We start from the raw sequence: 12,524 nt of genomic DNA on the forward strand, positions 1-12,524 counted from the left end.
TTAGAAGATGCGATTTATATCAACAATATTAATGCAATTGGTTTTTGCCGGAATCATTCAGGCACAAACTGTAGTTCCACTTTGGTCTGATTATGTTAAGGATAAAAAGGAGGGAAAAGTTCCGTTCTTGCCTGATTTTTCATTCGCTGGGTATCATTTTTCTGAAAAAGCTATTCCCGATGTTAGCAAGCGTAAATATTTCAATGTGGTTGATTTTGGTGCAAAACCAAATGACGATATCTCTGATGAAGTAGGTATTCAAAAAGCTATTAATGCTGCTGAGGAAAATCCAGGTGGTGGAGTTGTGTTTTTTCCAAAGGGAAAATTCATTATTAATGGAGACACTTTAAAGAGATATCAAATCAGAGTTACAAAGAGTAATATTGTGTTGAAAGGAAGTGGCGCAGGTATTGGTGGAACTGAAATACATCAGCCAAAGATGTGGGTAAATAACCGCTCTATCCTCTTTAAATCAGAAACAAATAGATCTGATAAATTAGCAACCATTACGAAGGATGCTCCGAGAGAAACTTTTGTTGTTGAAGTCGATAATGCGAGTAAGCTAAAACCTGGTCAAGATGTTATCGTTCGTCATAGAAGCGAGGAATATACCAGGAAATACTTTGCTCCTCAGGATTTGAAACCACAATGGACGAGACTGTTTGGGCCTAATGGCGGAATGCAGATCATAGAAATACATACTATAAAAAACGTTAACGGAAATAAAGTGACTTTTCATAATCCGTTGCACTTAGATATTACTTTAGTAAAATCAGCTCCTTTTGAATTATATAATTATTCTGCGTTAGAAGAATGCGGTGTGGAAGATATTTTGTTTTCATCAGATTGGAAATCTTATCCGGAAGAGTTCGTTCATCATAAAAATGCTATTCATGACAATGCTTATTTAGCGATTGGAATGGAAAATGTGAAAAATAGTTGGGTGAGAAACTGTGAATTTAGGGACTGGAATGATTGCTTGTTTTTTAGAGCGGGATATGCTGTTACTGTAGAGAATGTAAAATTTACAGGTAAAAAGGGCCATACTTCGCTTCATGCAAGATCTGGTAATGGTGTTTTAGTTAAGAAATGCAGTTTCAATGGAGCACAACATCATGGGCCTGGAACGGGATATGGTGCTGCCGGAACTGTTGTTACGCAATGTCAAATGGACAGGGATCAGCATTTCGATAGTCACGGAGGGCAGCCTTATGCTACTTTGCTTGATGACATTGATGGGGGAATATTTACCAACCTGGGTGGTCCAGAAGCGGGACATCCTCACCATGGACAGTTTATGGTTTTCTGGAACTTCATACACAAATCATCTAAGGATTTTCATTACAATTTTTGGGATATGCAAAGAAGAAGGAACTATACTATGGCCCATCCAATTTTGGTAGGTTTCCAGGCAGATACAAAAGTGACCTTTGAAAATGAGGGAATGAATGTTTTGTTTAACAAGGTGGTAAAACCACAATCTTTATTTGAAGCACAATTGGCTTTGAGACTAACAGGCAAGGATATAGCTAAATAATTAAGATTATGATGAAAACAGGAAAATTATTAGCTATACTCTTTTTTTTAACAAGTGGTGTTGTTGCTAAAAATATTCAAGTAAAAAATGCTTCAGAACTGAATAAGGCCATTGGTTCTGCGGTTGCGGGTGATGCGATTTTAATGCAACCGGGTGAGTGGAAGGATGTAAAAATACTATTCAATTCCAAAGCAAGTAAAGCCAAGCCAATTACGCTGAAAGCTGATCAAGCCGGCAAGGTTATGTTGTCCGGAGAATCTTCTTTAAGTTTCGATGCTCCATATTTAGTGGTGGAAGGCTTACTTTTTAAAGATGGAAGTTTAAAAAAAGGCAGCGTAATTCAGTTTAATTCTGATTACTGCAAATTGGAAAATACAGCTATTGTAGATTTTAATCCCTCACAAAAATCAACGGGTTACTATTGGGTATTGTTTAGAGGAAATAACAATTTAATGCAGTATTGCTCTTTTAAAGGCAAGAATAATATGCAACCTTTAGTAGGCAATGATCAGGATAATTCCAGATATAATACAGTTCAATACTGTTATTTTAAAGATATCCCATATACACCAGATAATGGCAGAGAGATATTCAGAATATGGGGATATGGCAGAAGTGAAGAGACTGGTGATGATGGGGCATTTTTTACAATCAAAAATAATCTTTTCGAGAGGGCTCATGGTGAGGGGATGGAAATTATTTCATTAAAATCTAACCGTAACAAAGTTATAGGCAATACCGTGATTTCTACAAAAGGTGGAATTGTTGGCAGAAGCGGAAATTTCAACACTATTGAAGAAAATTTCATTTTTGGGGAAAACGAGAAAGGAAGTTATGGTATCCGATTGGCGGGACAGGGCCACCACGTAGTAAATAATTATGTGCGAGATGTTGATGGCGACGGTTTGATTTTGATTTGTGGTGAATATATCGAAAAAGCGCTAACTGATAAATATGAGCCTATATTAAGAGCGGGGACCCCTTTGGGAAGAGTTCCAAGATACGGACATGTAAAGGATGGGCTTTATGTGAATAATACATTTTTAAATGTAGGCGGTGCAGGAATTAATATTGGCGGAAGTTACAATGGTAATCCAGGTGCGGACCAAAGGATGCTTTTGCCGGAGAACAATACAATTACCCATAACATTATTTCCACCAAAAGCGGTAAAAATGCAATTCAAGCTACATCGCCCTCTCAGAATCCAATTTTGGCAAACTTTAAATTTAAATCTAATATACTGGGCTCTAATTTGGTGTACGATAACGGCGCAGAGCCTGACAGTGGTGTGAAGGAAACCCCAATAACAATAAATGGGAAGGAGTATAAAATACCATTTGCAAGTAAAAAGGATACATTAATTACTTCAAAACCAGGTGTTAGAATTAAGAACAAGCCATTATCATCGAAAGAAGTAGGTGTTAAGTGGTCAATCTAATAAAAATAGTATAGAAGTGATAATTACAATGATGAAGAAACTTATTCTTTTTTTTCTACCGTTTATCCTCTTGATATCTTGTAAAAAAGATTCGGAATTGTATAAATACAATAAAGATTTGGTGGGGATCTGGAGTTTAACGTCTAACAAAATTGTTTATTATTCTGCCAGCGGACAAAAGCTGCATGAAGAGGAGCTGGCGGGGGAGGGGACATTTTCTTCTGTGCAATTTAAAAGTGACGTAACCGCTTATTTGAATGTTAAAGAGGGTGAGGGGTATAATTCGGCTTATGATATTGTGACCTTAGAAAATAAGAAATATATGGAGTTTTACAGTTTTGCAATTTTTAATAGCCAGTATTTTGAGATTCAATCAAAAAATGCAACTAACATGGTTTGGAAAATGAAGTTTTCGCAAGTTGAATATGATGATGAATCGGGAGGAACTTCGATTGCAGATTATGCTATCCTTACTCTCAATCTAATGAAAAATTAAAACTTGAAAGAATGAAACCAGTTAACCAAAATCAAAACGAAACCTTAACAAGGAGAAAATGGTTAGGAAAGCTATCTGTACCAGCTGCTGCTGTATTAGGTGTGCCACTTTTAGGAAATGAGGTTTTTGCTGCAAGAAAAGAAGAGCAGCCTTTGAGTTCTTTGGGGCAAAAAATTTTTAATGTAAAAGATTTTGGTGCGAAAGGCGACAGTACAACTTTAGATACTGTGGCGGTACAAACGGCAATAGATAAGTGTGCTGAAGCCAAAGAGGGGATAGTCTTAATTCCGGAGGGAACATTTATCATTGGAACAATACGTCTGAAAGATTACGTTACACTGCATTTGTCTGCTGGAGGGGTTCTCAAAGGAAGTCCGAAGCGGGAAGATTATACAGCGGGAGAGGGCATTCCAACCGGGAATGGAAATATTGTGATGCTTTATGCTAGCAATGCCAGGAACGTTTCTATAACCGGCACCGGGACAATAGATGGAAATGGAGAGGCGTTTTTTACAGGTAAGGGAGATAACACCGGACCAAATTCTACCGGAGGTGGGTATTTTGACAGGCCCCATCTCTTGATATTTTATAAATGTAACCAGTTGAGACTTGAGGATACCTTTTATACAAAAAGTGCTTATCACTGTTTTAGAATATTACAATGTGAACAGGTAGATATAAATGGTGTGGTTATATATAATCGCGTTAACCGGAATAACGACGGTTTTCATTTTAACAGCTGTAAATATGTTCACGTTACCAATTGTGATGTGAGATGTCAGGATGATGCCTGTGCCTTATTTGGGAGCAATCAATTCGTGACAATCAGTAATTCTTCATTCAGTACACGCTGGTCTATTTTTAGATTTGGGAGTGGAGATCCGCAGAACATTACCATTTCCAATTGTATTATTTACGACACTTATGGCTGTGCTATTAAAATCAGTTCGGGAAATGTAAGGCTGGAGAATTTCATATTTAGTAATATCGTGATGCGGAATGTGACAGGCCCAATTGGTATAGGCTTTGGTGGTTCCACGAATGCGCAGGATAAAGTATATATGAAGAACCTGATTTTTAGTTCGATTACTGCACAGGTTGTTAATAAGCCGCAAGAGCATCCAGATATTAAATTTTCTCTGAATATATTTCCGGGCGAGCACTACAGTTGCATTACCTTAAATGCACTAAAGGGACATTATATAGAGAATGTTACTTTTAGCGATATACATGTACAATATCAGGGAGGAGGTTCTAAAGAACTGGCTCAGAAACAAAATATTCCTCAGAAATCCAGAGAGTATTTTACCGTTTGGGAAGAAGAACCTTTCGGTCCGCCTGCATATGGTTTTTATGCCAGAAATGTCAAAAATTTGAGATTGAATAACATCCGATTGGAATACGATGAGCCTGATGCAAGGTCTGCAATGATTCTGGAAAATGTACAGGAAGCACAAATGGGAAATATTGCCTTGAAGGGCGGCATGGAAGCGGAAGCTACCATTCAACTTAAAGGTTGTAGTGATATTATTTTTACAAGTCCAATGTTGTTGTCCTCTTCTCAGGCTTTTTTAAAGTTGGAAGAATCGAAAAATATAGTTGTAGATGGTGGGTTAATCCAAAAAGCAAAAAAGAAAGTAGTTTTTGGTAAAAACAGCAGCATTAAAGATATTCTATTACGAGTTTAGTTTTAGTACAAGTTCTTTTCTTTTAAGCCCTATCTAAAATTTCCTTCCTTGGGCCTGTAATTGGTGAACAAAAGAGAGAAGCTATACTCTTTTGAGAGCTGGCTAAGCAAAAGCCGGCTCTTTTTTATTTCCTGTTAATGAGGTATTTTCTAACAGGTTTATCGTATAAAATCATAATCAGATAAGCGAATAGTATTAAGAAAATAACTCCACCTATAACAACAAAAGTAAGTTGAGTAGAATCGGGTTTATAGGTATTTAAATAACCGGCAAAAATCCATAGAGCCCAGTAGTGAGTCATATATAATGGATAAGATATATCTCCTAAAAATTTGCAAATGGTTTTACCTTTCGAAATAGTGGCCCCCGCTCCCAGCGATACCAGAAGAGGGAAATAGATTAATACGATTAATAATTCGGTTAACCAATTGAAAGAAAAGTGGGGCGCTATAAATGCACCAATTAATAATATAGACAAGCCTAAAAATCCCAACCTGTTTTTTAAAATCCAATTACTTCTGTAGATGAATAATCCTGCTAGAAATGAATAGGAAATACGGGCAGAGCCTTGCCAGAAATTATCGCCACTCCAGCCTCCTGCAAGGTTGCCAGAAGTATAAGCAACATAAATTAACCCAATGGCGGAAATGAGGAGCAATGCGGGAAGATATCTTCTGTTTATTTTATATAGCACAAAAACGTATGTAATATTGGCAATATATTCCCAGAAGAGAGACCAGGCTGGTGCATTCAATCCAAATAAATTGAAATAGCGATCTTCCATTATAGGAAGGGGGATTAAAAATACTGTCGACAGAAATAGCAGTGCAATTTTGCCAATGCTATACGTTTGTGCAGCAATAGAGAAAGGATCAAAGAGAAAGCCTAATAGACCTAATATAGCTCCTATTATAACCAAAGGATGTAACCTGATTAATCTCCTTTTCAAAAAATGCCAGATGCCCATTTGTTCTAAACGCTGATCGTAAGCATAAGCTATTACAAAACCAGAAAGGCAAAAGAAAAAATCGACTGCTAAAAACCCATGTCCAATAAATAGTTTGCTATAGTCAAAAATTATGCATTCGGCAAAATGGAAAATTACAACACATACAGCTGCGATGCCTCTTAAGCCATCAAGAATTTGGAAATGTTGTTTTGTCTTTAAAGTATCTGGGTTAATGCTATTCATCTCGGGTTTAATGGATCAAGTAGCTAATATTGGAAAAATATTAAGTAAAACAAACCTGATTTGTAATATGTCAAGATTGTAAAATAATACAGAATACTTTAAACAAGTAAGCTTTGTTATTATAATGAAGCATCTCTAAAGCATCTCTTAACGAAAGATGAACGAAGGATGGAACTACTCAAACGATTCCTCAATAAACAAGTGTTTAACAAAGGAGACTGAAGGATAGATACACAACTATGTAAATATCGAAGGTTTAATCTCTGAAATTAATCTGTTTAATAAATGATTTTAATATGATAAAACAATAAAAGACAAATTTGTCTTTTATTGTTTTTATACCTCTCTTTGTAGAGTAGTAAACTGAAATAATAATTAAAAATTAAAACGATGGTAACAGTTGAGATTCTGGATGTGACGCAAATAGAGCCAAAGCTCAAACATCCAACTATTTTCAAACACTTTGATGAGCTTGATGCGGGCGAAAGTTTCATTATAGACAATGACCATGACCCGAAACCTTTGTATTACCAGCTTTTAGGCGAACGTGGAAATATTTTTACATGGGAATACCTGTCTCAAGGGCCAGTTCGCTGGCAGGTAAGGATAGCAAAGCGTACTAAAGAAGATAATGGGGAAACAATAGGCGAGATTGCGGCTAAAGATATGCGGAAAGTTGCCGTGTTTAAAGAAAAAGGTATTGATTATAGCTGCGGAGGTAATAAAACTTTGAAAGAAGTGAGTGCCGAAGTAAATATAGATGAAGAAGAATTGAAACAAGCTTTGGAAGATGCAGTGAACAGACCATTATCAGCTTCTCAGAATTTTAATGATTGGGATCTGGACTTTTTAGCGGATTATATCAGTAAAACTCATCATCGTTATGTAATGGAAAATCTGGAAATTATTGGCGGATTGGCAGAAAAAGTAGCGCAGCATCACGGAGAACATCATCCTCAGCTGATTCGATTGGAACAATCGGTTAAGCTTTTTCTGCAAAGTCTGACAGTGCATATCAGGAAAGAGGAACAGGCTATTTTTCCGATAATAAAACAATTGGTGGCTAAGGAAATCGATAAATCTGTTCATGTTACAGAACCGGCACTTCTAAAGCAATCAGCTTTATTGTTGGAGAAAGAACATTCTATTTTTGCAGAGGATCTTCAATATTTCAGAAAATTGGCTAACAATTATCAACTACCGGAAGATGCCTGTAATTCGTTCGCCTATTTCTATCATAAATTACAGGAATTGGAAAATGATCTGCAACAGTATATGCATTTAGAAAATAATATACTTTTTCCTAAAGTGGTTACTTTAGAACAGGAGGTTTCAGCGTCTTAGATCGACACTAATTGAATGGCGTTATGGAAAGTAAAACGAAAATAAATGATAATACAAGTATATCCGAGATTATCAAAACCGAAAAGGCAGCAATAGATGCCATTGCTGAAGTTTCTAAACCTTTACAGCGTTTGAAAATCCCAGTACTCAGAAAGGTTATGGCTTCAAGGGTTACTATTGCAGAAGCTGCAAAAATGGGCAGGACGACTGTTGCCGATATTGTTAAAGCTTTGGAACCATTAGGTTTTGAATACGAAGCGGTTGATCAGGAAAGAGAATCAAATGATTTAAAACCCCAATGGTTAAATGCTGCAGATCGGGAGGCTATTAAATGGTTTGATGTTCGTTCTATTATAGAATCAGGAACCGATCCTCTAAAGGAAATACTTGGTGTTTTTAAAGAGATAAAGCCCGGTAATATTCTGTGTATTATTAATAATTTTGTTCCTACACCTTTAATTCATTTGCTGAAACAGGAAAAGGCCGAAGCAAGTTTTGTTGATACCATGAGTGATACTGAGTACCATACTTATTTTCTGAAAAAAGCCGAATCTCAATTGGATAAGAAAAGAAGCAATGATAAGATAATTATGGATGATGCCGATTCCTTTAATCGTATTTGTCAAAGCTTTGCAAAGGAAAAAGTCAGGGAAATTGACGTTCGGGAATTGGAAATGCCTTTGCCTATGCAAACTATTTTAAGTAATCTGGAAGATTTAGCTAAACGCGAAGTATTATTTGTACATCACAAACGGGTACCGGTATACCTTTTAGAAGAATTGGCAGACAGAGATTTGGAAATCCATATTTATAATGTGGAAGAAGGAAATGTGAAGATGCTTTTATTTTAAATGTCGTTATTCGTCTATCGTCTATCAAATAACGAGTATCGAAAAACGAACAACCAGTAATTAAATGTCAGATATAGATATAGGAAAAACGGTAGATGGGAGCGTAGTGCTTCCGTTTTATGCAACGGCTTCCGTAGTTTTTTGTGTGCTTTGCCTGCTGTTATTCATTGGAGCAGATAGTCTGTCTACTCATTATTTTAATCCACATTTGTTAACCATTGTGCATACTGCTGCATTAGGTTGGGGTACCATGATTATTTTTGGTGCAGCTTATCAACTTCTGCCCGTAGTTAGCGAACGTAATTTATTCAGTCCAAAAATTGCAATTTTAAGTTGGTATATGCTGTTGTTTGGTACAGTGCTATTGGTTGCTTCTTTCTGGAATTTTAGAACAGGTTGGATGATGATTAGTGGAGGAATATTAATCTGGGTCTCGGCAGCTTGTTTTTTAATAAATACATGGTTTACAGGCAAACATCAGTTACACCGTTCAACCATACAACTTTTTATCCTGAGTTCTGCGCTTTGGCTGTTATTTACAGTAACCGTTGGATTATTATTGGCTATTAATTTACAATATCCATTTTTTAGCAGAAATCATCTGGAGATACTCAAATTACATGCACATGCTGGTCTTGCGGGGTGGTTTTTACAATTGATAGTAGGAATAAGCAGTAAGTTAGTTCCTATGTTTCTACTTGGTAAATCAAAAAAAGAAAGCAGGCTAAAATATGCTTTTATATTACAAAATGCAGGCTTGATACTATTCCTGTGCGATGGATATTTTTTGGGTATAGCAGCAACAAGAGTAACGTTTTACATGGCGATAGTAGTAGTTGGAATTTTGTTATGGTTATCCTATTTATATGATGCCTTTAAAAGCAGAATACGTAAAAAAATAGATATACAGATGAAGCAAAGTTTCTCCTCGTTCGTATTCCTGATTATTGCTGTTTTGATGATACCAGTCATAAACTTTATACAAGGTAACCAATGGACGGTATTGTACGGAACATTGTTGTTTATGGGCTGGATAACCGGATTGATTTTAGGAAAGACTTTTAAAACTTTACCTTTTATTGTATGGAATGAACATTATAAAAAACTGTCAGGAAAGGTAAGAATACCATTGCCAAAAGATCTTTATAGCGAGAAATTAATACTGTGGCAAGTTTATTTATTCATTCCTGCTATATTATTAATAATTGCAGGAGTTGCATTAGCCAACGTTTGGATCATTCGTTTTTCAGCACTGATATGGTTGGCTTTATCGGTACTATATGCTTTTAATGTGATGAAGGTGCTATTTCATAAAACACGAATATTATCATGATTGTATCTTTAACAGATCCTTATTCAGCAGAAAAAATTAAAGCACAACAAGCTTTATTTAAAGTGATAGACCCCGAACTGTTTGTTAATGTGGTAGATTTAGGTTTGATATACAATGTAGCTTTTGATAAAGATGATCTTATTGAAGTTACGATGACACTTTCTACACCGCATTGTCCAATGGGAGAAGCCATAACCAATGGAGTACATAATGCGTTAGAGGCTGTTTTTCCTGACAGAAAAGTAGTGATTGATTTGGTATTTGATCCGCCGTGGGGTTATGATATGCTGACACCTGAAGGTAAAGAGCAATTGGGGGTATGAGTGTTGGAGAATGTATTTATTAATCAATAAAAGCTTTAGATATCCCTCACAAATCCTCGTGACAAAGGTCATTTTTATAAACTAAAAACAATAATACCTTTATAGCAGCACAGACATACAAAAATAACGACAATATAAAGGATGTTTTTATCTTTTATTAAAGAGGCTTTACTAACTTTATAACTTGGAAAGAAAAGTATAAGGTTATTTATTTGAAATTAAACAGGTTGATTAATTCAAAGTACACAAAGACTAATAAAGAAAGATTTTAAGCTTTCAGAACTTCGTGTCCTTTGCGGTTTTACAAAATAAAAATTGAATGATGACACTTTCTAAAGAACAAACCATTGGCGAGGTGGTTGCACAAGATTTTCGCACAGCCCCGGTATTTGAAAAATATGGCCTCGATTTCTGTTGCGGAGGCAATCAATCTATAGAGTCGGCTTGTGATGCATCTGGTGTAGATGTAGAGTCTTTACTAACAGCTTTGAAACAAATAGAAAGAGAAAATAAATCCAATATTGATTATAACGCATGGCCAATAGATCTTTTGGCTGATTATATAGAGAAAACCCATCACCGTTATGTCTCACAACAAATCCCTTTATTAAAAGCTTATCTTGAAAAAATAAGTAACGTACATGGTGACAGACATCCTGAACTTTTAGAAATCAAAGAACTTTTTGACGGATGTGCTGAAGAACTTACCTCGCACATGCAAAAAGAAGAAAAGGTATTGTTCCCTTTTGTGCGTAAAATGGTTTCGGCCAAGCAATCTGCTGAGGCTGAGCTTGCCATTCCTTTCGGAACAGTGCAGAACCCCATCAGCATGATGATGCATGAACATGACGCGGAGGGAGAGCGTTTCCGGAAAATAGCCCAGCTTTCCAATCAATACGCACTTCCTGCAGATGGATGTAGTACTTATAAAGTAGCTATGGATGCTTTAAAGGCTTTTGAGAATGATTTACACATACATATTCATTTAGAAAATAACATACTTTTCCCTAAGGCTATAGCTTTAGAAGAAGACTTAGTTTAATTGGTCCATAGTCCATAGTCCATAGCTTTACTTAAGATATTTAAAGCTAAAGAGACAATAGGAATTTGAACCAGCTACTAATTCAACTAACAAACTAAAAAGAAAACAACTAAATAATAACACAATGAAAAAAACAAGTATTTTATTAAGCACTGCAATGATGATGCTAGTAGCAGCATGCGGTAACAATTCTAACCAGCAACAGAATGATAATGCTACGGAAAGCACCACTGCGACTACTCAGGAAACAGGAGAACCATCATCCAAAGAAGCAATAATTACCTTAAATGCAGGTGACGACATGAAATTCGATCAGACTTTATTGAATGTAAAAGAAGGTCAAACCATAAAATTGACACTCAACCATATTGGTAAAATGGCGAAAGACGTAATGGGACATAATTTTGTACTGTTGGTAGCTGGAGTTTCAGCGACAGATTTTGCGATGAAAGTTATTGGTGATAAAGCTACTGACTATATACCAGCGGATACAAAAGATATTATTGCGCACACGAAGTTATTATCAGGGGGCGAGTCTGACACTATTGAATTCCCTGCGCCTGCTAAAGGTACATATGAATTCTTATGTTCTTTCCCCGGACACGTAGGACTGATGAAAGGTACACTAATTGTAGAATAATTCAGTAACATCATTTGTGTTTTGAATTTAAGCTTTTATGGTAAATGCAAATAGATCATAACATACTAATAGCTTACGGAGGTGTATCAAAGAGAGTTTCCAAAGGTTCTTTCATTTTTATGGAAGGCGACACTCCCCGGTTTTTCTTTCAACTGGTTGAAGGTGAGGTGAAGATGTTTTCAACCAATATAGAAGGGAAAGAATTTATTCAGGGTGTTTTTACCGGAGGAAACAGCTTTGGTGAACCTCCGTTATTCGAATCAAAATGTTATCCCAGTACTGCACAGGCAAGTACAGACAGCGTAATCGTTAAAATATCAAAAGATAAGTTTATAAACATATTGCAGGATTACCCCAGTACAGCTTTAAGTTTACTGAATACTTTTGCTCATAGGCTTTACAATAAGGCTACTTCTGCACAAATATTGATTGGCCGTACACCCGAAGAAAAAATATTGGGCTTTTTTAATAAAATCAGGGTTATGGATGGTAATGAAAAAACACTAATTCCGTATACCCGTCAGGAAATAGCAGATTATACCAATTTACGTGTAGAGACGGTTATAAGAGCCCTTTTAAAAATGCATGAAGAAGGGAAAGTGTTAATTAAAGATCACAAGGTTTATTGTTAGCTGGTAA

At 36.1% G+C, this 12,524-nt stretch carries 12 protein-coding genes; 11 read left to right on the top strand and 1 reads right to left on the bottom strand.

Annotated elements, in window-relative coordinates; genetic code table 11:
* Positions 1-7: 7 nt before the first annotated feature.
* From PEDSA_RS18205 to PEDSA_RS18220, 4 genes are read left to right on the top strand one after another with little or no spacing between them, the layout of a single operon-like run.
* The gene (locus PEDSA_RS18205; protein ID WP_245546783.1) at positions 8-1,537 is read left to right on the top strand and encodes a DUF4955 domain-containing protein; all 1,530 of its coding nucleotides are present in this window, start codon (positions 8-10) and stop codon (positions 1,535-1,537) included.
* Between the two features lie 8 nt (positions 1,538-1,545).
* Entirely contained in the window at positions 1,546-2,976 is a 1,431-nt protein-coding gene (locus PEDSA_RS18210) for a polysaccharide lyase 6 family protein (RefSeq protein ID WP_083811767.1), read from the top strand.
* Positions 2,977-3,004: 28 nt separating this feature from the next.
* Entirely contained in the window at positions 3,005-3,472 is a 468-nt protein-coding gene (locus PEDSA_RS18215; RefSeq protein ID WP_013634641.1) for a hypothetical protein, read from the top strand.
* An 11-nt stretch (positions 3,473-3,483) separates the two neighbouring features.
* Entirely contained in the window at positions 3,484-5,160 is a 1,677-nt protein-coding gene (locus PEDSA_RS18220) for a glycoside hydrolase family 28 protein (RefSeq protein ID WP_013634642.1), read from the top strand.
* 124 nt (positions 5,161-5,284) lie between these two features.
* Here PEDSA_RS18220 and PEDSA_RS18225 read toward each other — a convergent pair whose 3' ends face one another.
* On the bottom strand, positions 5,285-6,352 hold the full coding sequence (locus PEDSA_RS18225) for an acyltransferase family protein (protein WP_013634643.1): 1,068 nt from the start codon (positions 6,350-6,352) through the stop codon (positions 5,285-5,287).
* A gap of 390 nt (positions 6,353-6,742) precedes the next feature.
* Here PEDSA_RS18225 and PEDSA_RS18230 point away from each other — a divergent pair, with 390 nt between their 5' ends.
* The 7 genes from PEDSA_RS18230 (at position 6,743) to PEDSA_RS18260 (ending at position 12,517) form a co-directional block, all read left to right on the top strand.
* Positions 6,743-7,696: a DUF542 domain-containing protein gene (locus tag PEDSA_RS18230; protein ID WP_013634644.1), complete on the top strand. Its 954-nt coding sequence runs from the start codon at positions 6,743-6,745 to the stop codon at positions 7,694-7,696.
* A gap of 23 nt (positions 7,697-7,719) precedes the next feature.
* On the top strand, positions 7,720-8,547 hold the full coding sequence (locus PEDSA_RS18235; protein ID WP_013634645.1) for a DUF2249 domain-containing protein: 828 nt from the start codon (positions 7,720-7,722) through the stop codon (positions 8,545-8,547).
* 64 nt (positions 8,548-8,611) lie between these two features.
* On the top strand, positions 8,612-9,880 hold the full coding sequence (locus PEDSA_RS18240) for a hypothetical protein (RefSeq protein ID WP_013634646.1): 1,269 nt from the start codon (positions 8,612-8,614) through the stop codon (positions 9,878-9,880).
* Positions 9,877-10,203 carry a metal-sulfur cluster assembly factor gene (locus tag PEDSA_RS18245; protein WP_013634647.1) on the top strand — a complete coding sequence of 109 codons (327 nt, stop codon included), beginning with the start codon at positions 9,877-9,879 and terminating at the stop codon, positions 10,201-10,203. Before PEDSA_RS18240 ends, PEDSA_RS18245 begins: the two co-directional genes overlap by 4 nt.
* Positions 10,204-10,522: 319 nt before the next feature.
* The gene (ric, locus tag PEDSA_RS18250) at positions 10,523-11,245 is read left to right on the top strand and encodes an iron-sulfur cluster repair di-iron protein (RefSeq protein WP_218916225.1); all 723 of its coding nucleotides are present in this window, start codon (positions 10,523-10,525) and stop codon (positions 11,243-11,245) included.
* Between the two features lie 124 nt (positions 11,246-11,369).
* Positions 11,370-11,885 carry a plastocyanin/azurin family copper-binding protein gene (locus PEDSA_RS18255; protein WP_013634649.1) on the top strand — a complete coding sequence of 172 codons (516 nt, stop codon included), beginning with the start codon at positions 11,370-11,372 and terminating at the stop codon, positions 11,883-11,885.
* Between the two features lie 44 nt (positions 11,886-11,929).
* Positions 11,930-12,517, top strand: a complete 588-nt coding sequence (locus PEDSA_RS18260; RefSeq protein ID WP_013634650.1) for a Crp/Fnr family transcriptional regulator — start codon at positions 11,930-11,932, stop codon at positions 12,515-12,517.
* The last annotated feature ends 7 nt before the right edge of the window (positions 12,518-12,524 follow it).

The organism is Pseudopedobacter saltans DSM 12145 (assembly GCF_000190735.1).
Lineage (GTDB): Bacteria > Bacteroidota > Bacteroidia > Sphingobacteriales > Sphingobacteriaceae > Pseudopedobacter > Pseudopedobacter saltans.